This window comes from Ramlibacter alkalitolerans, assembly GCF_016722765.1.
In the GTDB taxonomy this organism is placed as follows: Bacteria; Pseudomonadota; Gammaproteobacteria; order Burkholderiales; family Burkholderiaceae_C; genus Ramlibacter; species Ramlibacter alkalitolerans.
Genome location: NZ_JAEQND010000010.1, coordinates 71,587 through 93,771, shown reverse-complemented (window position 1 = coordinate 93,771; position 22,185 = coordinate 71,587). Strand labels below are relative to the sequence as shown.

Annotated in this window: 20 protein-coding genes; 10 read left to right on the top strand and 10 right to left on the bottom strand. The window is 71.7% G+C overall.

Features of this window, described 5'->3' with window-relative positions; translation table 11 throughout:
* Window positions 1-19 precede the first annotated feature (19 nt).
* Window positions 20-526 (bottom strand): cupin domain-containing protein, encoded by a 507-nt coding sequence (locus JI746_RS18300; protein WP_330893028.1) that lies wholly within the window; start codon window positions 524-526, stop codon window positions 20-22.
* Window positions 527-822: 296 nt separating this feature from the next.
* On the opposite strand from JI746_RS18300, the gene JI746_RS18295 reads away from it, so the two are divergent.
* From JI746_RS18295 to JI746_RS18280, 4 genes are all read left to right on the top strand, one after another.
* Window positions 823-1,497 carry a hypothetical protein gene (locus JI746_RS18295; RefSeq protein ID WP_201691609.1) on the top strand — a complete coding sequence of 225 codons (675 nt, stop codon included), beginning with the start codon at window positions 823-825 and terminating at the stop codon, window positions 1,495-1,497.
* 17 nt (window positions 1,498-1,514) lie between these two features.
* Window positions 1,515-2,126 (top strand): NADPH-dependent FMN reductase, encoded by a 612-nt coding sequence (locus JI746_RS18290; protein WP_201691607.1) that lies wholly within the window; start codon window positions 1,515-1,517, stop codon window positions 2,124-2,126.
* Between the two features lie 142 nt (window positions 2,127-2,268).
* The gene (locus JI746_RS18285; RefSeq protein WP_201691605.1) at window positions 2,269-3,093 is read left to right on the top strand and encodes a DUF4062 domain-containing protein; all 825 of its coding nucleotides are present in this window, start codon (window positions 2,269-2,271) and stop codon (window positions 3,091-3,093) included.
* On the top strand, window positions 3,090-5,024 hold the full coding sequence (locus tag JI746_RS18280) for a hypothetical protein (protein ID WP_201691603.1): 1,935 nt from the start codon (window positions 3,090-3,092) through the stop codon (window positions 5,022-5,024). The genes JI746_RS18285 and JI746_RS18280 overlap by 4 nt, the downstream gene beginning before the upstream one ends.
* On the opposite strand, the gene JI746_RS18275 is transcribed toward JI746_RS18280, so the two are convergent.
* Window positions 5,021-5,611 (bottom strand): DUF937 domain-containing protein, encoded by a 591-nt coding sequence (locus tag JI746_RS18275; RefSeq protein WP_201691601.1) that lies wholly within the window; start codon window positions 5,609-5,611, stop codon window positions 5,021-5,023. The genes JI746_RS18280 and JI746_RS18275 overlap by 4 nt on opposite strands.
* A gap of 106 nt (window positions 5,612-5,717) precedes the next feature.
* Entirely contained in the window at window positions 5,718-9,143 is a 3,426-nt protein-coding gene (locus JI746_RS18270; protein ID WP_201691600.1) for a DUF748 domain-containing protein, read from the bottom strand.
* A 90-nt stretch (window positions 9,144-9,233) separates the two neighbouring features.
* Here JI746_RS18270 and JI746_RS18265 point away from each other — a divergent pair, with 90 nt between their 5' ends.
* The 3 genes from JI746_RS18265 (at window position 9,234) to JI746_RS18255 (ending at window position 12,794) form a co-directional block, all read left to right on the top strand.
* Entirely contained in the window at window positions 9,234-9,872 is a 639-nt protein-coding gene (locus tag JI746_RS18265; RefSeq protein WP_201691598.1) for an MBL fold metallo-hydrolase, read from the top strand.
* A gap of 114 nt (window positions 9,873-9,986) precedes the next feature.
* Complete coding sequence (locus tag JI746_RS18260) at window positions 9,987-11,549, top strand: DUF1800 domain-containing protein (RefSeq protein WP_201691596.1); 1,563 nt, start codon at window positions 9,987-9,989, stop codon at window positions 11,547-11,549.
* 18 nt (window positions 11,550-11,567) lie between these two features.
* Window positions 11,568-12,794 (top strand): DUF1501 domain-containing protein, encoded by a 1,227-nt coding sequence (locus tag JI746_RS18255; RefSeq protein ID WP_236599943.1) that lies wholly within the window; start codon window positions 11,568-11,570, stop codon window positions 12,792-12,794.
* On the opposite strand, the gene JI746_RS18250 is transcribed toward JI746_RS18255, so the two are convergent.
* Entirely contained in the window at window positions 12,791-13,627 is an 837-nt protein-coding gene (locus JI746_RS18250; protein ID WP_236599942.1) for a M48 family metallopeptidase, read from the bottom strand. The two genes, JI746_RS18255 and JI746_RS18250, sit on opposite strands and share 4 nt — an antisense overlap.
* A 31-nt stretch (window positions 13,628-13,658) precedes the next feature.
* On the opposite strand from JI746_RS18250, the gene JI746_RS18245 reads away from it, so the two are divergent.
* Window positions 13,659-15,062, top strand: a complete 1,404-nt coding sequence (locus tag JI746_RS18245; protein ID WP_201691592.1) for an AmpG family muropeptide MFS transporter — start codon at window positions 13,659-13,661, stop codon at window positions 15,060-15,062.
* 98 nt (window positions 15,063-15,160) lie between these two features.
* On the opposite strand, the gene JI746_RS18240 is transcribed toward JI746_RS18245, so the two are convergent.
* Entirely contained in the window at window positions 15,161-16,624 is a 1,464-nt protein-coding gene (locus JI746_RS18240) for a class I adenylate-forming enzyme family protein (RefSeq protein WP_201691590.1), read from the bottom strand.
* Between the two features lie 102 nt (window positions 16,625-16,726).
* Between JI746_RS18240 and JI746_RS18235 the strand changes: the two genes are divergently transcribed.
* Together JI746_RS18235 and JI746_RS18230 are read left to right on the top strand one after the other, a co-directional pair.
* Complete coding sequence (locus tag JI746_RS18235) at window positions 16,727-17,440, top strand: response regulator (protein ID WP_236599941.1); 714 nt, start codon at window positions 16,727-16,729, stop codon at window positions 17,438-17,440.
* Between the two features lie 16 nt (window positions 17,441-17,456).
* Window positions 17,457-18,650: a sensor histidine kinase gene (locus JI746_RS18230; RefSeq protein WP_201691588.1), complete on the top strand. Its 1,194-nt coding sequence runs from the start codon at window positions 17,457-17,459 to the stop codon at window positions 18,648-18,650.
* 345 nt (window positions 18,651-18,995) lie between these two features.
* Here the strand turns inward: JI746_RS18230 and arsC are convergent, their stop codons facing one another.
* The 5 genes from arsC to JI746_RS18205 are packed head-to-tail and all read right to left on the bottom strand — an operon-like array spanning window position 18,996 to window position 22,126.
* Window positions 18,996-19,433: an arsenate reductase (glutaredoxin) gene (gene arsC, locus JI746_RS18225; RefSeq protein WP_201691851.1), complete on the bottom strand. Its 438-nt coding sequence runs from the start codon at window positions 19,431-19,433 to the stop codon at window positions 18,996-18,998.
* A gap of 22 nt (window positions 19,434-19,455) precedes the next feature.
* Window positions 19,456-20,430, bottom strand: coding sequence for a lipopolysaccharide heptosyltransferase II (gene waaF / locus JI746_RS18220; RefSeq protein WP_330893035.1), 975 nt, complete (start codon window positions 20,428-20,430; stop codon window positions 19,456-19,458).
* Window positions 20,431-20,487: 57 nt separating this feature from the next.
* Entirely contained in the window at window positions 20,488-20,709 is a 222-nt protein-coding gene (locus JI746_RS18215) for a zinc-finger domain-containing protein (RefSeq protein WP_201691584.1), read from the bottom strand.
* A gap of 5 nt (window positions 20,710-20,714) precedes the next feature.
* A complete protein-coding gene (locus JI746_RS18210) occupies window positions 20,715-21,653 on the bottom strand; it encodes a branched-chain amino acid transaminase (RefSeq protein ID WP_201691582.1) in 939 nt (312 codons plus the stop codon).
* A gap of 50 nt (window positions 21,654-21,703) precedes the next feature.
* Entirely contained in the window at window positions 21,704-22,126 is a 423-nt protein-coding gene (locus JI746_RS18205; RefSeq protein ID WP_201691580.1) for a glycerate kinase, read from the bottom strand.
* Window positions 22,127-22,185: the final 59 nt, after the last annotated feature.

Below are 22,185 nucleotides of genomic sequence, written 5' to 3'. Positions count from 1 at the left end.
TCGTGCGTGCGGCGGGCGGCTATTCGCCCTGCCAGTAATCGAGGCTGTCCTGCTGCCTTGCCACGTGCCGGAAGCCCTCGGGCGCCGTGCCGTCGAGCACGGCGAACTTGCCCGAATCCGGGTAGTGGCAGACCTCGGGCCGCTGCATGGTGCTGACCGCCAGCACCTTGAGCTCCGTCGCGCCGGTGTTGACGATCTGGTGCGCCACCTCGGCGCCGCCGGGCGGGCAGGCGACCACGTCGCCGGCGCGCAGCGGATACGTCGCGCTGCCGAAGCGCAGCTGGCCCGTGCCTTCGATCACGAAGAACATCTCCTCGTTCAGGCGATGGCTGTGGAACGGAAAGGCGCGCTTGCCCGGGGCCACCACGGTGACGTTGAAGCCCAGGTGCCGGGCGCCCAGCGCGGGGCCGAGCGGCGCGATGCGGCCGCCGAAGCGCTCCTGCGGCAGGGCGCTGCCCCTGCTGCGCGCACGCTCCGCCAAGTCGGTGTAGGGCGCATCGGCGATGTTCATGACCGGAGCGGGCACGGGGGTCTCCTTGGGGTCGCCGCATTCTGCAGGAAAGCTGCAAACGGGCGCCGCGACCCGGCGAAAGCGCCCGCTGCGCGCAGTGAGAAAACACCGGCGCCGACCGCCTGCGCCGCGGCCAGGGCCGCCTGTCCCGAAATGTGGCCTTAAGGATTAGCGGCTTGCCCCGAGGCGCGCTACCGAATCGACCGTCTGGCCTGCCGGCCCCGGTTTCGTCACACTTCGAAACAATAGGAGAACACGATGAGAACGAGCAGGCGGGTGGGTTCGCGCGGCAAGGCGCCGGGGGCAGGGACATGCTGATCGACCAGGTTTCCATGGGCCACGGCCTCGTGCCTTGCACCACCGCAGTGGCGCCCCCCGACGATGCCGCGTGGCTCGAACTGCTCTCCGAAGAACTGCTCGACGAAGTGCCGGTGGAAGCCTGGCGCAAGCTGTTCCTCGGCCCCGGCTACGACAGCATCCGCTTCGTCCGCGAGACCGCGACGCTCCTGTGCTGCGAGGCGCCGACGCCGGAATGGAGCGAGATCGACGTGCGGATGCTGGCGGCGCGCTTCGGCGGCGCGGTCGAACGCTACGGCCCGCGCATCGTGATGGCTTTCGCGCGGCCCCGCGCTGCGCTGGAAGTCGCGATGCTGCTGCAGCGCACCTGCAGCCGGCGCCTGCGCAGCGCGCTCTTCACCGCGCCCTGCGTGGCGGCCTGCTTCGAGGTGGAAGGCGAGAGCCGGCGCCTGACGCTGGGCGATGCGCCGGCCGCGGCCCGCGGCTGCGCCGACCATGCGCCGCCCGGCAGCATCCACCTGTGCGCCGCCACCTGGCGCGCGCTGGGGCCGGCCGCACTGGAGCGCCAGACGCACGGGGCGCTCGTGACGACGGAATACCAGGGCGACGAGGTCATTTCCGCCTTCATCACGCCGGCGCCGCCGCCGCGCGCCGACCTGAGCACCTTCGCCGGCCTGGGCCTGGTCTGAGAGCTACGATCCGGCGGATGAACCCCGCCGCACCCGTCCACCTGCTCGTGATCTCCGGCAGCTCGCGCACCGGATCCCTCAATCTCGCGCTCGCCCGCGAGGCCTGCCGCATCGCCGAGGTGCAGGGCGCGACGGCGCGCCTGCTGGACCTGCGCGCGCTGGACCTGCCGCTGTACGACGGTGACATCGAGGCGGGCCCGGGCGTGCCGGCGCAGGCCGGCGAACTCATCGCGGCCATCGCCGCCGCCGACGCGGTGCTGCTGGTCACGCCGGAATACAACGGCTTTCCGCCGCCGCTCGTGATCAACGCCTTCGACTGGATGTCGCGCGCCCGGGCGAGCGGCACGCAGCCGGCCGGCCTCAAGGCAACGGCCGGCAAACCGGCCGGCCTGCTCTCCGCATCGCCGGGGCCGCTCGGCGGCCTGCGCTCCATGAACTACCTGCGGCAGTACCTGCAGATGGCGTTCGCGATGATCGTGCATCCGCGCCAGTTCGCCCTGTCGCGCGCCGACCAGGCCTTCGATGCGACCGGGGAACTGAAGGACGAGAAGGCGCGGGAAGCGGTGACCGGCGTGGTGGTGTCGCTGCTGCAGCTGGGGGCGGCCCTGGCCGCGCCGCGCGGCGAGTGAAGGTGGGGCCCCCGGGCCCTTCATTCAGGGTTTGCGCGCGCGCGCAGCGCCGAGCACAATGCCTGCCGATCCGACGAGGGCCGATTCGCGGGCGGTGTTGCCGCCACGACGTCCGACAAGCGCATGACGGGAGGAATCTCGCGTGAAGGGGATCCAGATCTTTCTGTCCGCGGTCACCGCCGAGTTCGGGCCCTATCGCGAACGCATCCGGCGCGCCCTCTCGCTTCCGGGCGTGACGGTCAAGACGCAGGAGGAGTTCGTCCCCACGGGCACCGAGACGCTGGACAAGCTGGACCTGTACATCCGCGAATGCGATGCGGTGATCCACCTCGTGGGCGACATGACGGGCGCCATGGCCAGGCCCGCATCGGTCGCGCTGATCCGGGAGCGCTACCCCGACCTGGCCGAGCGCGTGCCGCACCTCGCCGCCGCCCTCGCGCCCGGTGGGCCCGCCTTGTCGTACACGCAATGGGAGGCCTGGCTCGCGCTGTACCACGAGAAAGTGCTGCTGATCGCCAAGCCGGCCGAGAGCGCCGAACGCGGGCCCGGCTACCAGAGGCTGCAGGAGCAGAGCGCGCTGCAGCAGGCGCACCTCGCCCTGCTGGCGCAGGAGGAGCGCCATGCCGAAATCGTCTTCACCGACGCGCAGGACCTGACCATCGCGTTGCTGCGCGGCCTGCAACCCGTGCTGGCGCGCGTCCAGCCGGCCTGGCGTCGCCTGCTGGCACCTGCGTTCGGGATGGCCGGCAACGTTTTCTGGCGCCTCGGGCGCATCCTGGTCGTCGCGGCCCTGAGCGCGCTGCTGGTCCGGAGCATCCTGAACGCGGGCCTGCCACGCATGGCCGACCACGGGTCCGCCGCAGCGACCTCGACGCCCCTGATCGTCGGCCTGCTCGTCGCGCTGGGGGTCGAGGCCATCCTCCACGTCTGGCAGCTGCTGGCCCTGCGGCGGGGCCGTGCGCCATGAGCGTTGCACGGCCGCCGGATCCAGGGAGCTCACGACGCTCGCTGCTGCTGCTGGCCGCTGCCTGGCCGCTCGCGCGGGAGGCCTCTGCCCAGGGCACGGCGATCCGGGCGCACGCCGCGAAGGCGAGGCTGGACCGGGCGCGCACGCGGCTGGACGCGGTCCAGGCCGCCCATCGGGCCTGGCGGGACCTGCGCGACGCCGCCGCGCAAGGGCGCCAGTCCGTGAGCAGCACGCAGGACTGGTCGACCCGGCACGCCAGTGCGCTCGACGCGCTGCTGAAGGCGAACGCAGCCGCCACGGAAGCCTTCGCCTTGCTGCAGTCGCGCCTGGTCGCCAACGGGCAGGCGCAGGTGCAGGCGAAAGAGGCCCTCCCGGCCTGGCACGCCACGGTGACCCGGCTGGCGCTGGCCGGCCCGGCGGACCTGCGCGGCGCGACCGAAGCCACCGACGCGTCCCTCGCGCGCCGGCGCACGGCGGACCGGCAGTTCCACGCCGCCTGCGCCGCGGCCAGGGAAGCGGACGCGCGCTGGCGCGGCCGCGTCTTCGAGGCGCGCATGCAGGCCGACTCCGCGCGGCAGACCCTGGAGAGGCTCACCGGGAGCGCCGCCGGCGTCCTGCGGCAGGACGGCGATGTGCGTTCGCGGCTGGAGGCGGTGCTGCTCGCCCACGGCAAGACGCTGGCGGAACGCCATGTCGCCGTGCCGGTGCCGCGCGTGAGCCTGCCGGCCGCTCCGGCCTTGGCCCTGTTGCGCCCCCTGGTCGTCGATGCCCCCGCGGGTCCACCCCGGCCGGGACCTCGGCCGGGCGTGGAGCTGTCGGACCTGAGCACGCAAAGGGAGCGGATGGCCGACGAATGGGCGCAGGTGCGGGATGCCGCGCTGTACCTGCAGCTCGCGGCGGAGCCCGCGGCGCGCAGCAGCGCCGAGCGTGCAGCGCTGGCGGCGCGCGCCCCCGCGCTCGAGGCCGACCTGCAGGTGCTGGCGCGCAGGATGGACGAAACGGCGCAGGCCGCGCGCAGCTGGTGGTCCGCCGGACCGGCGGCCGAAGCAGCCTGGCTGGTCCGCAGGAAGGCGGAGCTCGCGCCGCGGCTGGCGCCGGCGCTGGTGCAGGCCGGACAGGATTTCGCGACCGTGCAGCAAGCCGCCGAACAGGTGCTGCCCTCACTGGCCGAGGCCGAGGCAGCGGCGCAGCGCGAATGGCAGGCCGCCCATGCCGCGGTGCATGGCTCCGCTCCGGCGACGGCGCAGCGTGCCGCACCGTCGCATTCATCGAACGCGACGGCCTCCATCTCCCCGGGCGGTTCCGCTGCCGCGCCCCGCATCAGCGCCCACGCCTACCAGGAGTTCGACGTCTTCGACCGCGAGGACCCCGATTACGCCGCCTACACCTATGTCCTCCTGCGCAGCGAGGGCGACCTCGCCGACCCGAAGGTGCAGCGCCGCTGGGAGAACCTGCTCACGGTGGTGCGGACCCAGATCCCGGCCAGCCAGGTGACGGACCGTGCCTTGCGCGCGCAACTGCACCTGTTCTGCCTGCCGATGCGCGCCGCGGCGGCGGGCACGCCGGCGCGTTACCACGGTGCGCTCGGGCACCAGCTGAAGGTGAACGCCTGCGCGGGCATCCTGACCAACGTGGCCCTCAAGCAGCGCCTGACCGGTTCTGCGGGGCCCTTCCTGCTCACGCTGCCCGCCCGCATGACGGCGAGCAACAGCCGCACGGCCGTGCTCTTCGCCGACCTCGCGCCGCACGCCGAGGACGCTGTGGCCGATCTCGCGTATGCCTACATGACGGGCCTGCTCAAGGACTTCCCGCGCGACCAGGCCCTCTGGCGGCCGCCCGTCGTGCAACGCGTCGCGCTGACGCTCGTGCAGGTCGCCAGCGCCGCCGGGTCGCTCGTGCAGACGGTGCTGCCGGCGGCGCAGGCGCGCTAGCCGCGCGCCTTGCCGGCCAGGCGCAGGATGTCGTCGAGCGCGTTGCCGTCGCCGTTGGCATCCAGCAGCGCGCCCAGTCCGCCGAGGGCGCCGCCTTGCTGCCCCGGCTGGCCGCCACCGAGCATCCCGCCCAGCACGCCTCCGAGCATGCCGCCCAGGCCGCCACCCTGGCCGGGCGCCGCCGCCGCAGCGCCCTGCTTGCTCATGAACCCGGTCACCAGCATGGCCAGCAGCGGCAGCATCTTCTTCAGCAGCTCGGGGCTCAGGCCCGACTGCGCCGAGGCGCTCTGCGCCACCGTGCGGCTCACGTCGCGCGAGCCGAAGATCTGGCCCAGGACCGCGTCGCCGGGTGCCACGTCGGTCTTCTGCGGCGCCAGCACCTGGTCCATGAGCTCGCCGCCACCCAGCTGGCCGAGCAGGTCCCCGAGGCCGCCCCCGCCGCCGCCCTGCGCCTGCTTGCGCAGGCCGCCCAGGATCGCCGGCAGCAGCGCCTCGGCGCCGCTGCGCGCCTCGTGCGGCTCGATCTCCAGTTCGCGGGCAATGGATTGCAGGCCTCCCGCCTGGGCCAGCATGTCGGTGATCTGCATGACATTCCTTGGTGAGGGACGCGGCGGCCGCCCGGCCGCCGACGCCAGGCCATCGTAGTCCGCACTGGGGTGAAGGGTCACCCACCGTCGGTCGCTGCGCCCTGCCTCACCGGGCCGACAGCTCCAGCGCCAGGGGCACCATCCGGCCCGAGCCTTCGACCTTGGCGGCCGGCGCGGGACCGGCGCGCTCGCCGGCCACGCCTTCGGCCACCAGCGCTGCGACGATGGCCGCGGCGCGTTGCTCGCCCAGGCGCGCCAGCGTGCCGGCCGGCAGTTCCTGCGCCGCCTCGAGCCGCCGCTGCAGCGTGGCATAGAAGCCCCGCGCGTCGGCCACCTGCGGCTCGCCCTGCACCAGCTTGCCCACCCGCTGCCAGAGGGCCAGCGAGGGCTGCGGCGCCGACGCCGCGGCGCCGGGCGCCGGGGCGCCCCGTTCGACGGCCGCGACTTCCTTTTCCAGCTCGGCCTTGCCGAAGCGCTGCGCGAACAGCTCGCGCAAGGCCACGCGCACCGCGCGGTCGGCCGGATCCAGCGGCCCTGCCTCCTCGTCCGCCGCCACGGTGAGGCCGGCGCGCCGGGCGACCTCCGCGCGCACCGCCCGCCGCCGCAGCGCCGCGCCGTCGGCCGCTTCGTCGTAACGCCCCGGCACGGCGAGTTTCAGCTGTGCCCGCTGGCCCAGGATGCCCGCCACCTGCCGCAGCTTCTCGCGTTCCGGCGGCAGCAGGCGCGCGCTGCCCGGATCGAACTCGATCGCCTCCAGCTTCTCGCCGCCCACGCCCAGCAGGCCGCCGAGGGCCCGGAACGGCGCGCTGACGATCCTTCCCAGCAGGTTGGTGATCGCCTTCCACACCACCGCGCCGTAACTGAACTGCGGGTCGTCGAGGCTGCCGGAGACGGGCAGCCCCAGCTCGATGCGGCCGTTGCTGTCCTTCAGGATCGCGATGGCGAGCTGCAGCGGAAGCTTCATCGCATCGGGGCTGTCGACGCGCTCGCCCAGCGTGAGCCGGTCGATCACGACCCGGTTGTCGCCTTCGAGGCGGCCGCCGGCCAGCTTGTACTGCAGGTCCAGCGAGATCCGCCCCTCGGCGATGCGGTAGCCGGCGAACTTCATGGAATACGGCGAAGCGGCGACCATGTCGACGTTGCGGAACTCCGCCCGCAGGTCGGTGCTGTCGCGCGGCGAAAAGGCGTTGACTTCGCCGCGCAGGCGCGCCAGCCCGAATTCGTCGACGCGGCCCTCGAGCTCCACCTGGCTGCGCGTGCCCGGCTGCGTGGACAGGCCGTTGATCGCGCCATGGAGTTCATGGATCCTGGCGCCGAACTGCGGCCGCAGGCTCAGGTCGGTGAAATCGAGCTTCGCGTCCTGCAGCCGCACCCGCCGGATGCGCACCGGGAAGGGCTCGGCGGCCGCAGGCGGCGCTGCAGCGGCCGCGCGCGGGTCGGTCGCGACCGCGACCGGCACCGCCTGCGCTGTCGCAGGCGCAGGCGCAGGCTGCGCCACCAGCAGGCGCACGGCATTCAGGCTGCGGTCGTCCTCGATCATCAGCTTGGCCTCGGCGCCCACCACGCGCAGTTCGGGCACCTCCAGCCGGTTCGGGGCCAGGGTGGCCCGCAAGCTGTCGGCGCCCACGTCCTTCCAGGCCAGGAAGCGTTCCCCGTCCTGCTCGTTCAGCACCAGGCCGGTGACGTGCAGGCCGCCGTCGTATTGCAGTTCCGGCGCCTTCCTGCCGCCTCCGGGCGGCCGCATCTGCAATCGTCCGCGCGCCGACACGCTGCCGCCCGCCAGCCGCAGCCGCAGGTACTGCGCCAGCAGCGACTGCGCCGGCGCCAGGGCAAGCTCCTGCGCCTGCAACTGTGCATCGAGCGCACCGGTGGCGGGCACGAGCCGCCCTTCGGCGCGCAGGCGCCCCCCGCTGCGCAGCGCGAACCCGCCCTGGAAGCGCAGCGGCTGCGCCAGGTCGCTGCCGGCGCCCTGCACCGCCAGCGCGATGTCCTGCGCCTGCAGGTCGAGGCCGCTGGCCTGGTCGCTCACCCGCACGCTGGCGTGCTGCAAGGCGAGTTCGCCGGTGGCCACCGTCCAGGCCGCCGCCTCCGACGGTGCCGGATCGGCGGCAGGCAGCGTGGGCAGCAGGTTCGCGAGGTCCAGCGTGCCGTCACGCGCGCGCCGCAGCTGCACCTCGGCGCCATCGAGCAGCACCTTGCCGATCTCGACCCGGCGTGCCTGCAGGTCGACGCTGCCCTGCGACAGGCTCGCCTGGCGCAGCTTGAGCGGCGGCTGCGTGCCGCGCGCGAGCGCCAGCCCCGCGGCGTCGAAGCGCGCGTCCGACACCTTCACCTGCAGCCCGGACGCGTCCTGCTGCGCCGCCAGGGCGAAGCGCAGCGTGAGTTCGCCGGCATCGAGCAGCAGCGGCGGCGCCACGCTCTCGTCGCGGGCATGCACGGCCACCTGCTCGAGCGCCACGTCGCGCACGGCCAGCCGCCACGCCGTGGGCGGCCCGGCTTGCGCGACGGGCAGCGCCGCGGCGGGCCCGGCGGCCTGCCCCATGAGGCGCTGCAGGTCCAGCTCGCCATGCGCATCGCGGCGCACCGCGAGCTGGCCGCCCTGGGCCTTGAGCTGCGCCACCGTGGCCTGCAGCTGCACGAGGTCGGCGTCGACGCCGCTGGCCTCCAGGCGGGTCAGCGTGGCGAAGCTGTCCTTGGCACCCTGGTGGCTCACGGCCAGGTCGCGCAGCTGCACCCGCATGCCCGCGATGCGCGCCTGCACCCTGGCCTGTTCGTACGAGAAGGTGTAGGGCAGCACGGCGTCGAGCCGCCCCGCGGCGAGCGTTGCCCGCATCCAGGGCTGCAGGTACACCGCCAGCTCCGGCAGCGACGCGTTCTCCAGCGTGAGCTCGCCGCTGGCGCGCAGCGGCTGCAGGCTGGTGCTGCCCTTCCAGCGCAGCACGCCACCGTGCTCCGAGCGGGCCGTGAACACGTGGTCCTGGTTGTGTTCGGGCAGGGTGCTGAAGTTCTCCAGCCGGAACGCGATCGGCGTGATCACGTTGCGGTAGCCGGCGTGCCGGTCGTCGAACGCGACGCGGCCCTGCTCCACCGCGAACTGGCCGATGACCACGCGCGGCAGCGAGGTGCCTTCTTCCGGTGGCGTGTTGCCGCGGACGTCGGCCAGCAGCCGCGCCAGGTTGAAGCTGCCGTCCGGGGCGATGCGCAACCAGGCCTGGGGCTGCGCGAGGCGCAGCTCGGCGAACGACCAGGCCCGGCGCGTGATCGAGCGCCACTGCGGCTGGACCACCAGCCCGCCGAGTGAGAGCAACTCGCTGCCGTCGCGGTCGCGCAGCCGCAGGTCGGCGGCCTGCAGCCGCAGCGTGAACGGGTTGAAGCGCAGCTCGCCGAGCGACACGCTGCGGCCGAGCTCACGCTCGGCGTAGCGCACCAGCAGCGCCGACACCGCGGCCGGCACCGCCCAGAATCCGAGGGCGGCGTAGAGGGCGACGGCACCGAGGGCGCCTGCCGTCCAGCGCATCCAGCTGCGTTTCATCGTTCCAGAATAGTGCCGCGCTACGGGGCTGAATTGCGGGGCATCAACACCGGCCGTGAGGCTTTGTCACCGGCGTTGGACAATCGGTGCATGCTCGGCTATTTCACCTTTCCCGTCACGCCCTTCCGGCAGAACTGCTCCGTCGTGTACGACGACACGAGCCGCAAGGCGGCCGTGATCGACCCCGGTGGCGACCTCGACGCGCTGCTGGCCGAAGTCGATCGCCGCGGCTTGCAGCTCGAACAGATCTGGCTCACGCACGCGCACATCGACCATGCGGGCGGCACCGCGGAACTCGCAAGGCGCCTGTCGCTGCCCATCGTCGGCCCGCATCCGGAGGACCAGTTCTGGATCGAAGGGCTGCCGCAGCAGGGCGCGATGTTCGGCTTCCCGCCGGCCGAGGCCTTCACGCCCACGCGCTGGCTGCACGACGGCGACACCGTGGAACTGGCGGGGCACACGCTGCAGGTGCGCCACTGCCCGGGGCATACGCCGGGGCACGTGGTGTTCCATTCGCCGGAGATGCAGCGGGCCTTCGTCGGCGACGTGCTGTTCGCCGGCAGCATAGGTCGCACCGACTTCCCGCGCGGGGACCACGCCACGCTGATCGCCAGCATCACGCAGCGCCTGTGGCCGATGGGGGACGAGACGGTGTTCATCCCCGGCCACGGGCCGGAGAGCAGCTTCGGGCGCGAACGCCGGACCAATCCCTACGTGCGCGGGACGTGAGCCCACGGCCGGGCAGCTTTTACCGGCCGTTTACCAGCATTGTGGGTCTCCACAGGCCCGGCGGCCGCAGCGCCGCCTATCCTTTGCGCCGCGAGCACTGGATCGGAGGTGCCCATGCTCACACGTCGCGCAACGCTCCTGCACGCAGCGGCATCGGCGGCCACGGCCGCCATCGCGTGGCCGGCCCGCGCCGCTGCCGGCCCCCGCACAGGCGCCGCCGCCGCTGCGCATGCGCTCAATCGGCTCGGCTACGGCCCCCGACCGGGTGACCTGGCCCGCCTCTCCGCCGATCCCATGGCCTGGGTCGACGAGCAGCTGCAGCCCGCAAGGCAGCCCCTGCCCGCCACGCTGACGGCGCGGCTGCGCGAAGACCGCTTCCTCGCCGTCGACCCCACCGCCCTGATGCAGGGCTACCTCGCCGTCGCGCGCCATGTGCACGAGATCGGCCGGGCGCGCGCCGCCGGCCTCCCCACCCCCGGCTACGAATTGCGCCCCGACCGGCAGGGAACGCCGGAGTCGGGCGAGCTGGGCCGCTACATCGTCGCCCTGCAGGTGCCCGCCTTCGAGTCGCGCATCTACCGCGCGCTGGAAAGTCCGCGCCAGCTCGAGGAGGCGATGGTCGACTTCTGGTTCAATCACTTCAACGTGCACGAGAGCAAGGGGCATGCGCGCGTGCTGATCGGCCATTACGAGCAGTACGCGATCCGCCCCTATGCACTCGGCCGCTTCGCCGACCTGCTGCACGCCACCGCCCGCCACCCGGCGATGCTCAGCTACCTCGACAACGCGCGCAGCGTGGCGCCGGGCCGCGGCGCGCGCGGCATGAACGAGAACTACGCGCGCGAGCTGATGGAACTGCACACCCTCGGCGTGGACGGCGGCTACACGCAGCAGGACGTGACGGAGCTGGCGCGCATCCTGACCGGCTGGACCTTCACGCCCGTGTACCCGGACCAGGCACCGGCCGCCGGACCCGTCGCGATGCCGGGCGAGCCGCGCCGCATGCCCGGCTTCCTGTTCAACGCGCGCACGCACGATGCGGGCACCAAGACCTGGCTGGGCCACCGCATCGCCGCGCAGGGCGAGGCCGAAGGCGACTTCGCCCTCGACACGCTGGCACGCCATCCGGCCACCGCACGCCACATCGCCTTCAAGCTGGCGCAGTACTTCGTCAGCGATGCGCCGCCGCCGGCGCTGGTCGACACGCTCGCGCGGGTGTTCCTGGCGCAGGACGGCCAGGTGGTGCCGGTGCTGCGTGCGCTGTTCGCCAGCGACGCCTTCTGGGAGGAACGCCAGCGCGGCGCCAAGTTCAAGACGCCCTTGCAGTTCACCCTCGCGACGCTGCGCGCCCTCGGCCATACGCCGCCCAACGTGCGCCCGTTGAAATTCGAGCTGCTGACCGAGGGCATGCCCCTGTTCCAGTGCGCGACGCCGGATGGCTACAAGAACACGGAAGCCGCCTGGCTGAGCCCGCACGTGCTCGGCCGGCGCGTCGAGTACGCGACCCGGGTGACGAACAACTGGCTCGGTCGGGTGCCGCTGGACGTCGACCGGCTGCTTGCCGACCTCGGCCCGCTGGTCACGCCCGCGACGGCGCAGGCGGTCGCCGGCCACCGCGAAGAGCCCCAACTCGCCGTGGCGCTGGTGCTGGCCAGTCCCGGCATGATGCGGCGCTAGCCGCCCGAAGGAGAAGCCATGGCCCTGGATCGACGTGCCATGCTGCGCTGGGCCGCCTGCGGTGCGGCCGCGAGCGGGCTGCGGATCGCACTCGCCGCCCCGGAACAGGCGCCGGCCCGGTTGGTGCTGGTGCTGCTGCGCGGCGGCATGGACGGACTCTCGCTGGTGGTGCCACATGGCGACGCCGGCTACTACGCGAACCGCTCCACCATCGCCCTGGCGCGCCCCGGCCAGCCCGAAGGCGTGCTGCCGCTCGACAAGCTGTTCGGGCTGCATCCGGCCGCGGCCGCGCTGATGCCGTGGTGGGAGAACAAGCAACTGGCCTTCGTGCACGCGAGCGGCTCGGCCGACCCGAGCCGCTCGCACTTCGACGCCCAGGACTACATGGAAACCGGCACGCCGGGCCGCAAGGGCACGCCGGACGGCTGGATGAACCGGCTCGCTTCGGCGCTGGCGCCGTCAGCGGCCAACGCGCAAGCACGCCGGATGATGACGGTCGGCCTGGGCCCGACCCTGCCGCGGATCCTGCAGGGCACTGCCGAGGCGGCGTCCATGGAAACCGGTCCGGGCGCGGCCAAGGCCGCCGCGACCGATCCGCGCGCGATCGCCGCCTTTGCAGCGCTGTACGGCAGCACCGATCCGCTCGGTCGCACGATGCAGCAACTGACGACCAGCCGCCGCGAGATGCAGGCTGCGCTCGCGAGCGATGACCCGAAGGCCGATGCCGGCGCACTCTCGCTCGCCGCCCTGGCGCGCGATACCCATCGGCTGGGTCGCCTGATGGCCGCCGATGCGCGGGTGCGCCTGGCCTTCGTTCCGGTGGCGGGCTGGGACACCCATGCCAGCCAGGGAGCGGCGCACGGGCTGCTGGCCAACAGGTTCGGCCTGCTGGCGGCGGGACTGGACGCGCTGGCGCAAGGCCTGGGCGACCGGCTGCGCGAGACGACGGTCGTCGTCCTTTCCGAGTTCGGCCGCACGGTCAAGCAGAACGGCAACGGCGCGACCGACCATGGCCACGGCAACGTGGCGCTGCTGCTCGGCGCGGGCGTGCGCGGCGGCAAGGTGCACGGCGAGTGGCCGGGGCTGGAGACCGCGTCGCTGTACGAAGGGCGCGACCTCGCGGTGACCACGGACTTCCGGGCCTTGCTGGCCGAGATCCTGGAGCAGCGGTTCCGGCTCGGCGATCGGGCGCTGGCCAGCGTGCTGCCCGAGGCGCCGCGGCAGCGGATCCGCGCGGTGGCTTAGCGGTTGCCCATCGCCTGCCGGTACAGCCCCTCGACCCGGGGGATGTTCTCGGCCAGGCGGCGGGTGCGGTCGACACCCGACGGGTGCGTCGACAGGAACGCGGGGCCGCCTCCGCTGCCCGACACGCGGGCCATCTTGTCCCACAGCGAGATCGAGGCCTGCGGGTTGAAGCCGGCGCGGGCGCCCATCTCCAGGCCGACCAGGTCGGCTTCGACCTCGTCGTCGCGGCTGAACTTGAGCGTCAGCAACTGGGTGCCGATGTTGGCGGCGACGTCGCCGATCTGGCCCAGCCCGAACAGCTGCGCGCCGAGCGACAGCAGCGCACCGGTGCCCTGGCTCTTGGCGATGCGTTCGCGCGCGTGCTCGCGCAGCGCGTGCGCCATCTCGTGGCCCACCACCATCGCGAGTTCGTCGTCGCTGGCGTGCAGCTTCTCGATCAGCCCGGTGAACACGGCGATCTTGCCGCCCGGCATGCAGAAGGCGTTGACGCTGTCGCTGCCGATCAGGTTCACCTCCCAGTTCCATTGCCGGGCGCGCGCGTTCCAGCGCGGCGCATCGGCGATCAGGCGCGAGGAAATCGCGCGCAGGCGGCGCAACTGCGGGTTGCCTTCGCCGGCCAGTGCGTGCTTGGCGCGCGCTTGCTTGAGCAAGTCGTCATACTGCTGCGCGGCTGCCTGTTCGAGTTCCCCGGCGGGGACCAGCGATCGCAGCCGGGAGCTTTCGCCGACGTCCACCTCGCTGAAGGCAGGACTCGCAGCGACGGCGCCCGCCGCCAGCATGAAGGCACGCCGGCTGACCCACGGGTTCGACTTGGCAGCACAGAGTTGGCACATGGGCAAATAATACTGACGAAGCACAGCCACCATGTCGGACCCCGTCGCCTCCTCTGCTCAGCGCACGCCTGCAAACGCCTCCCCGCCGGCTTCGGCCCCCAAGCGCCGCAAGCGCTCCGCGCTCGACGTCGTGCGGGCGCTGCGGCAACCCAAGATCGCCGTCATGCTGGCCCTGGGCTTCGCCTCCGGCCTGCCCTTCCTGCTGACCGCCAACACCTTCGGCTACTGGCTGCGCGACGAGGGCACCAGCCTGAAGGCGATCGGCTTCATCTCCTGGGTCGGCTTCATGTATGCCTTCAAGGTGTACTGGTCGCCGCTGGTCGACCGGCTCGACATCCCCTTGTTCGGCAAGCTGGGGCGCCGGCGCGGCTGGATGCTGTTCTGCCAGATCTTGGTGGCGATCGGCCTGGTCGGCATGGCCCTGGTCGGCGTCTCGGCGGGCCTGGTGGCGATCGGCGCCTTCGCGCTGCTGGTCGCCTTCGCCTCGGCGACGCAGGACATCGCGATCGACGCTTGGCGCATCGAGGCGGCGGACAACTCGGATGAAGTCGGCCTGCTCACCTCGGCGGCGCAGCTCGGTTACCGCGTCGCGCTCCTGATCACGGATGCGGCGATCATCGCGGCGGCCGAACGCGTCGGCTGGCCGATCTCGTATGTCGCGATGGCGGTCCTGATGGCCGTCGGCGTAGCGGCGACCTTCTTCGCCTTCGAACCGCAGCGCGCCGACGAGGTGCTGCACAGCAAGCCGCCGTTGTGGAGCGGGCGCGGCCTGGTGGACGCGCTGATCGGCCCCTTCGTCGACTTCTTTCGCAAGCACAAGATCGCCGGGCTGGTGATCCTGCTGATGGTCGCGCTGTACCGGCTGCCCGACTTCATCATGGGCCCGATGTACAACCCCTACTACCACGACCTCGGCGTGAGCAAGGACACGGTGGCCGTGGTGCGCGGCTCCTTCGGGCTGGTGTTCACCTTCGTCGGGCTGGGGGCGGCGGGCCTGACGGCGATCCGCATCGGCATCCTGCCGACGCTGATCGTCGGGCTCGTGCTGGAGGCCTTCGGCACCGGCGCCTTCGCCTTGCTGGCGCTGCACGTCAACGATGTCGTGTTCGCGATCGTGATGTCGCTGGACGCCTTCGCGCAGGCCTTTGCCGGCGTGGCGCTGGTCACGTACATGTCGAGCCTGACCAGCCTGGGCTACACCGCCACGCAGTACGCGATGCTGTCCTCGACGTATGCGCTGCTGGGCAAGTTCCTCAAGGGCTTCTCGGGCGTCGCGGTGGATACGCTCACGCCGCACTACGGCTTGCTGGGCGCGTACGCGACGGCCTTCCTCGGCACGGCGCTGACCGCGATCCCGGCGATGCTGCTGATCCTGCTGCTGTGGAAGATGCAGGGTCGGCATGGGAGCCAGGGGGCGCCGGCGGAGGCGGGGTGAAGGGCTGGCGTCCTTCGGTAGGCTGGCGGTGAGCCGCGACAGCGCGAATCCCAGCGCTTCGCAACGCTGGGGTTCGGCCTTCGGCGCTCACCACCAGCCTACGTGAACTGCCGCGCAAGCACCGCCCGCTGGACCTTTCCCAACGCCGTCTTCGGCAACTGCCCGACGAAGAACCAGCGCCGCGGCACCTTGAAGCGCGCGATCTGCGATTGCAGGTGCGCGACCAGCTCTTCTTGGGACACCTGCGCTCCCTCCGCCCTCACCACCGCCACCGCGACCACCTCGCCCCAGCGCGCATCCGGCAGCCCGAACGCGGCGCATTCGGCCACCCCCGGGTGCAGCATCAGCGCGGCCTCCACCTCGGCCGGATGCACGTTCTCGCCGCCGCTGATGATCAGGTCGCGGGCGCGGCCGACGATGCGGTAACTGCCGTCTTCGTCGCGCTGCGCGAGGTCGCCGGTCGCGAACCAGCCCGCAGCGTCGCAGGCCGGGAGGTCGGGCCAGTAGCGCCGCACGACGTTGGGCGCGCGCAGCAGCAACTCCGCCGCATCGCCCAGCGGCGGCCCCAGCCGCGCCTCCACTTCCGGCGCCGGCCAGCCGCAGGAACCCACGTGGTCCATCGCACGCGATGGCGGCAGGGCCACGGAGAAAGGCCCCGTCTCCGTCGCGCCGTACACATTGCACACCGGCACGCCGCGCGCATGGAAGGCCTCGACCAGCGAAGCGGGCAGCAAGCTGGACCCGGCCCACACGGCGCGCAGGCACGACAGGTCGGTGCCGCTCCACGCCGGATGCTCGACCAGCGCCCTCATGGTGGCCGGGACCAGCAGGGTGAGCGTCGGACGCGCCTGCGCGATCGCCGCCAGCGTCTCGCCGGGATGGAAGCGTGCGTGCAGCAGCACCCGCGCGCCCGCATGCAGCGCCGGCAGCGTCTGGATGCACAGCCCGCCGACGTGGAACATCGGCAGCACGGTGAGCACCGTGTCGGCGGGCGTCATCTCCTGTACCTGGCCGGCGATGCGCATGTTGGCCAGCAGGTTGGCCTGGGTGTGGACCGCCGCCTTCGGCCCGCCCGTCGTTCCGGAGGTGTGCACCAGCAGAACGGGCGCGTCGGGGCCGGCGTGCACGGGTGCGGGTGGCGCATCGGCGGCCGAGAGGGTCTCGGCCGGATGCGCGCTCAGTGCGCTTCGAGACGCGAGGTCGCGCGCCGCCTGCGCCCAGTCGCCGTCGTGCACCAGGTGGCGCGGACCGCACTCCGCCAGCGCGCGCTGCCACTCGGCCATCGCGAGCCTGAAGTTCAGCGGCAGCAGCATGGCGCCGATGCGCGCCAGCCCGAACAGCAAGGCGATCTGCGCCGGGTGGTTGGCACCCAGCCAGGCCACGCGGTCGCCCGGCCGTACGCCCCAGTCGTGCCAGGCAATGGCGGCAGCGCGCTCGGCGGCCGCCCGCACTTCGCCGTAGCTGAGCCACACCGCGCCGAAGCGCAGCGCCGGGGCACCCGGCTCCTGCCGCGCCAGCGCCTCGGGCAAGGTGGCGGGAATATGCACCGTGGAGACCGCCATTTACCTTACTTTACGGGAGCTACAAGCCCCTGCGATGCCCGCTGCCCACCATGGCTTGCGAGGGGCCCCGCGTCGGTGGCCCGCAGTAAGTAGTATTCCGACATGCAGCAACTCCTGATGATCGAGGACGACACCCGCCTGGCCCACATGGTCGGCGAGTACCTGGAGCGATCGGGCTTCGGGGTGACCCATGCGCCGGATGCCACCGCCGGGCTGAACCTGCTGGAGGACCCGCCCACCGGCACCGCACCCGACCTCGTGGTGCTGGACCTGATGCTGCCCGACCTCGACGGGCTCGAAGTATGCCGGCGCGTGCGCTCGCTGCCCGGCGAAACGGGCAAGGTGCCGGTGCTGATGCTCACCGCCAAGGGCGATCCGATGGACCGCATCGTCGGCCTGGAGCTGGGCGCGGACGACTACCTGCCCAAGCCCTTCGAGCCGCGCGAGCTGCTGGCGCGCATCCGCGCCATCCTGCGCCGCCGGCACGACGGTACCCCGCCGCCCGCCAAGCTCATGCGCTTCGGCTCGCTGGAGATCGACCGCGACGCGCGCACGGTCTCCGTGGGCGGCAAGCCGGCCGACCTCACGTCCTACCAGTTCGACCTGCTGGTCGTGCTGGCCGAGCGCGCCGGCCGCGTGCTCACGCGCGACCAGATCATGGAGGCCGTGCGGGGCCGCGAGCTGGAGGCCTTCGACCGCTCGATCGACGTGCACATGGGCCGCATCCGCGCGGCCATCGAGGTCGACGCCAAGAACCCCAAGCGCATCCTCACGGTGCGCGGCGTGGGCTACGTGTTTGCCAAGCAGCAGGACTAGGAGAATCCGCCACGGCATGACCGCCTGGAACGCCGGCTGGCGCTTTCCCCTCTACCTGCGCATCTGGATCGCCGTGATCGCCACGGTGGGGGTGCTCACGGTCGCTTTCGGCTGGCTCTGGCGCGTCAACCAGGAGCAGTTGCCGATGCGCGAGGTGATCGTGCGCAACGCGGCGGGCGAGGTGATCGGCCAGAGCCGCGTGCGGCCGCAGCGCGTGCCGGGCGTCGGGCTGGAATTCCCGATCGAGATGAACGACGGCAACAGCATCGTGGTGCAGCTGCCGCCGCGTCCGCGTCCGCCCGGCGACGGCCGGCCGGGGGGCCGTTCCTGGCTGCCGCGCGGCTCCACCGGCTTCCTCTGGCTGCTCGGCATCGTCGCGCTGGCGGTGGCGGTCGGCAGCTACCCGATCGTGCGGCGGCTCACGCAGCGCCTGGAGGACCTGCGCGTCGGCGTCGAACGCTGGGGCGAGGGCGACCTGAGCGTGCGCGTGCCCGAGCGCGGCAGCGACGAGGTCGCCTTCCTGGCGCGCCGCTTCAACCACGCGGCCGAGCGGGTGGAGACGCTGGTCAAGTCGCACAAGTCGCTGCTGGCCAATGCCTCGCACGAATTGCGCTCGCCGCTGGCGCGCATCCGCATGGGGCTGGAGCTGATGGACCCCGAGCCCTCGCCGCGCACGCGCGAGGAGATCACCCGCAACATCGCCGAGCTCGACCAGCTGATCGACGAGATCCTGCTGGCCAGCCGGCTCGATGCCCGCGAGTCCGACATGGGCACGGTCGAGCCGGTCGACCTGACCGGCCTGGCTGCCGAGGAAAGTGCCCGCGCCGGCGCCGAACTGGAGGAAAGCGCTTCCGACCAGACGCTGGTGGTGCAAGGCGTGGCCAAGCTGCTGCGCCGCGCGATCCGCAACCTGCTGGAGAACGCCCGCCGCTACACCAGCGGCCCGGTGCGGGTGAGCGTCGTGCGGCAGGGCACGCAAGCGGTCGTGCGCGTCTGCGACCGCGGGCCCGGCGTGCCGCCGCCGGAGCGCGAGCACATCTTCGAGCCCTTCTACCGGCTGCGCGGCGCCAGCGAGCGCGAAGGCGGCGTCGGCCTCGGCCTGGCGCTGGTGCGCTCCATCGCGCAGCGCCACCACGGCAGCGCCCACTGCGAGGACAACCCCGGCGGCGGCGCCTGCTTTGTCCTGCGGCTGCCCTGCACCCCGGTGTAACCTGCCGTAAAAGCGTTCTGCGGGGCTCGCCAACGCGGAAGAAAATCACGAAGATGAATTCGTGCTTCGCTTCCGCTGCCTCCTCCTAAAAGGGGATGTTCGCAAGCGGTGCGGGGATTAAAGTCAACCCATCTGTCGCGCTTCGGCGGACAACCGGTCCAGGTTTCAAGTCTCCCAACGACGTCCTTCCAAGGACTTCATACAGCCATCGCAAGATGGCTGTTTTTTTTGGCGCGGGTGATCGGGCGCTGGCTGGTTCCCTGGGTAGGCTGGCGGTGAGCCGCGCAGCGCGAACCCCAGCGTCTGCGTGGAGCGCCGGGGTTGCGCTGGCGCTCCACCGCCAGCCTACGAATCGCCCCGGCTCCGTCGTCGCCCGTCGTCGACGACCTCTTCCCCATCCGACTTGGTGAACGGTGCGATCGGCTCGGCCACCGGCAGGATCTCCAGCACTTCCTCGCTCGGCCGGCACAGCTTCGTGCCCAGCGGCGTGACCACGATCGGCCGGTTCATGAGGATCGGATGCTGCACGATGAAGTCGAGCAGCTGCTCGTCCGACCATTTCGGATCCGCCAGCCCCAGCTCCGCGTACGGCGTGCCCTTCTCGCGCAGCAGCTCGCGCACCGGCATCTGCATGGCGGCCAGCAGCTCTCGCAGCTTGTCCTTGGTCGGCGGAGTCTTCAGGTACTCGATCACCTCGGGCTCGAGGCCGGCATGCCGCAGCAGGGCGAGCGTGTTGCGCGAGGTTCCGCAGGCGGGGTTGTGGTAGATCGTGACGCGGTCCATGGTGGCGCGCATCATGCCGCAGTCAGAGCAGCGCGTGCACCCGCTGCGCGCTCACATCGTTCAGGCAGCGGAAATGGCCCAGCGGGCATTCGCGCTGGAAGCAGGGTGCGCAGTCCAGGGGCGGAAGGTAATCCGGATCCTGCTTGAGCCAGACCACCTGGGCGCGATCGTTCAGCGGCGGCGTGTGCAGCGGGCTCGACGAGCCGAACAGGGCGACCTGCGGCACGCCGAAGGCCGCCGCCACGTGCATCAGGCCGGAATCGTTGCTGACCACGTTGCCGGCGCCGGCAATGAGCGCGAAGGCTTCGAGCAGCGACGTCTTGCCGGCCAGGTTGCGGGTGCGCCCGGGCGCCTGCAGCGCGATCGCTTCGCACAGGTCTGCCTCCTTGCCCGAGCCGAGCAGCACCACCGGCTGCGCGATGCGCTGCGCCAGCGCGCCGAAGTGCGGCCAGCGCTTGGCCGGCCCGTATTCGGCACCGGGCGCCATCACCACGTAGCCGCCGCGCTCGAGTCCCTGCGCGCGCAGGACCTCGTCGACCTGCTCCGCCGGCAAGGCGAGCTGGGGACGATCGTGCTCCAGCCCTGGCTCGCCGCTCAGCGCCGAATAGAAGGCCACCATCGGCGGCTTGTCCTTCGGGTTCTTCAGGCGGTGCGTGAGCAGGCCCACGCGCGCCTCGCCCAGGTAGCCGACGCGGCGCGGAATGCTGGCCAGGAAGGGCAGCAGCGCGCTCTTGAGCGAATTCGGCAGCACGTAGGCGGTGTCGAAGCCGCCTTCGATCTGCCGCGCGAGCGCGCGCCGTTCGCGCCATTGCAGCCCGCCGTGGCGGAACGGGAATTCGATCACCGCATCGACCTGCGGCATGGCGCGGTAGGCGGGCGCCACCCACGGCAGGGCGCCCACGGTGATCCGCTCGCCGCGCGCATGCAGGCGACGCAGCAGCGGCTCGGTCATCACCGCGTCACCGATCCACTGCGGTGCGATGACGAGGGACCGGATCGCTCCCGCCGCCCGCTGGCCGGCGGCGGTGGACCGGAAATTGGAATCTGACCCCAATTAGTGGTGGCCGCCGAAGTGCTCGCCTTCCCTGAGCTTGTAGACCGTGCCGCAATAAGGGCACTTGGCCGCCCCGCTCTGCGCGATGTCGAGGTACACGCGCGGGTGGCTGTTCCACAGCTTCATGTCGGCCTTCGGGCTGGGGCAGAAGATGCCGCCGTTGCCGTTCAGGTCCTTCGCCAGCAGTTCGACGATCTTTTCGGGTTTGTTGGGGGTCGCCATGCGGGTCAGACGCGGGTGAGCCAGTGGGCGTACTTGGGATTGCGGCCGTTGACGATGTCGAAGAAGGCGTTTTGCAGCTTCTCCGTGACCGGGCCGCGGCGGCCGATGCCGATCTCCACCCGATCGAGTTCGCGGATCGGGGTGACTTCGGCGGCGGTGCCGGTGAAGAAGCACTCGTCGGCGATGTAGATCTCGTCGCGGGTGATGCGCTTCTGCACGACTTCGATGCCCAGGTCCTTGGCGATGTGGAAGACGGTGTTGCGGGTGATGCCGTTCAGCGCGCCGGCCGAGAGGTCCGGCGTGTAGATCACGCCGTCCTTCACCACGAACACGTTCTCGCCCGCGCCTTCGGAGACGAAGCCGGAGCTATCGAGCAGCAGCGCTTCGTCGTAGCCGTCGTCCAGCGCCTCCATGTTGGCGAGGATGGAGTTGCTGTAGTTGCTCACGGCCTTGGCCTGCGTCATCGTGATGTTGACGTGGTGGCGCGTGTAGCTCGAGGTCTTGACGCGGATGCCGCGCTGCATGCCTTCCTCGCCCAGGTAGGCGCCCCAGGCCCAGGCGGCGACCATGCAGTGGATCTGGTTGCCCTTGGGGCTCACGCCCAGCTTCTGCGAGCCGATCCACACCAGCGGGCGCAGGTAGCAGGATTCGAGCTTGTTGGCCTTGACGACGGCCTTCTGCGCTTCGTTCAGCTGCTCCTTGCTGAAAGGCAGCTGCATGCGCAGGATCTTGGCGCTGTTGAACAGGCGGTCCGTGTGTTCCTGCAGGCGGAAGATCGCCGTGCCGTCGACCGTGTTGTACGCGCGGACGCCTTCGAACGCGCCGCAGCCGTAGTGCAGCGTGTGGGTCAGCACGTGGATCTTCGCGTCGCGCCAGTCGACCAGCTCGCCGTCCATCCAGATCTTGCCGTCGCGGTCGGCCATCGAGGGTACTACCGGGCTCATGGTGTTTCCTTCAGGGAAATTGAATTCGCTCGATTGCGAAACCCCCCATTTTAAGCGGCGGGCGTTTGCCCCTCGTCGGCAGCCGCCTGCGGCCGGAACAGCACCCATTTCACCAGCTTGCCGTGCAGGAACTCGCAGGTGACGTGCGAGCCCGAGCCGTCGGTCCAGCGATAGAGCTCCGGCTGCTGCTCCTTGGGGCTGACCTGCTCGCCCAGCGCGCGCGTCATGGCCATCACGTGCAGCAGGTTCACGCCGGGCCGCAGCTTCGCGTTGAGCATCACGGCGCTGTCGCAGAAGCCCACGGGCCGCGCCGAGGCGCGCTGCAGCACCTTCATCATGCGGGTGAAGTGCAGCAGCATCCACATCACGATGCCACCGCCGGCCAGGGCCACGCCGGGCCAGCCATAGGCGCGCCACGCGACGGCCACCACCACGACGCCCAGGATGGGCAGGACGATCCTCTGGAAATTCATGCGCGCATTGTGCGTCGGCGCGCCGGCAGCCTGGCACGGCCCCCGGCCGGCAGCGCGAT

Bases quoted from the DNA above. Each gene is read 5' to 3' on its own strand.
- JI746_RS18295 (WP_201691609.1), top strand. From the start codon at position 823: ATGCTGATCGACCAGGTTTCCATGGGCCACGGCCTCGTGCCTTGCACC.
- JI746_RS18290 (WP_201691607.1), top strand. From the start codon at position 1,515: ATGAACCCCGCCGCACCCGTCCACCTGCTCGTGATCTCCGGCAGCTCG.
- JI746_RS18280 (WP_201691603.1), top strand. From the start codon at position 3,090: ATGAGCGTTGCACGGCCGCCGGATCCAGGGAGCTCACGACGCTCGCTG.
- JI746_RS18275 (WP_201691601.1), bottom strand. From the start codon at position 5,611: ATGCAGATCACCGACATGCTGGCCCAGGCGGGAGGCCTGCAATCCATT.
- JI746_RS18270 (WP_201691600.1), bottom strand. From the start codon at position 9,143: ATGAAACGCAGCTGGATGCGCTGGACGGCAGGCGCCCTCGGTGCCGTC.
- JI746_RS18265 (WP_201691598.1), top strand. From the start codon at position 9,234: ATGCTCGGCTATTTCACCTTTCCCGTCACGCCCTTCCGGCAGAACTGC.
- JI746_RS18260 (WP_201691596.1), top strand. From the start codon at position 9,987: ATGCTCACACGTCGCGCAACGCTCCTGCACGCAGCGGCATCGGCGGCC.
- JI746_RS18255 (WP_236599943.1), top strand. From the start codon at position 11,568: ATGGCCCTGGATCGACGTGCCATGCTGCGCTGGGCCGCCTGCGGTGCG.
- JI746_RS18250 (WP_236599942.1), bottom strand. From the start codon at position 13,627: ATGTGCCAACTCTGTGCTGCCAAGTCGAACCCGTGGGTCAGCCGGCGT.
- JI746_RS18245 (WP_201691592.1), top strand. From the start codon at position 13,659: ATGTCGGACCCCGTCGCCTCCTCTGCTCAGCGCACGCCTGCAAACGCC.
- JI746_RS18240 (WP_201691590.1), bottom strand. From the start codon at position 16,624: ATGGCGGTCTCCACGGTGCATATTCCCGCCACCTTGCCCGAGGCGCTG.
- JI746_RS18235 (WP_236599941.1), top strand. From the start codon at position 16,727: ATGCAGCAACTCCTGATGATCGAGGACGACACCCGCCTGGCCCACATG.
- JI746_RS18230 (WP_201691588.1), top strand. From the start codon at position 17,457: ATGACCGCCTGGAACGCCGGCTGGCGCTTTCCCCTCTACCTGCGCATC.
- arsC (WP_201691851.1), bottom strand. From the start codon at position 19,433: ATGGACCGCGTCACGATCTACCACAACCCCGCCTGCGGAACCTCGCGC.
- JI746_RS18215 (WP_201691584.1), bottom strand. From the start codon at position 20,709: ATGGCGACCCCCAACAAACCCGAAAAGATCGTCGAACTGCTGGCGAAG.
- JI746_RS18210 (WP_201691582.1), bottom strand. From the start codon at position 21,653: ATGAGCCCGGTAGTACCCTCGATGGCCGACCGCGACGGCAAGATCTGG.
- JI746_RS18205 (WP_201691580.1), bottom strand. From the start codon at position 22,126: ATGAATTTCCAGAGGATCGTCCTGCCCATCCTGGGCGTCGTGGTGGTG.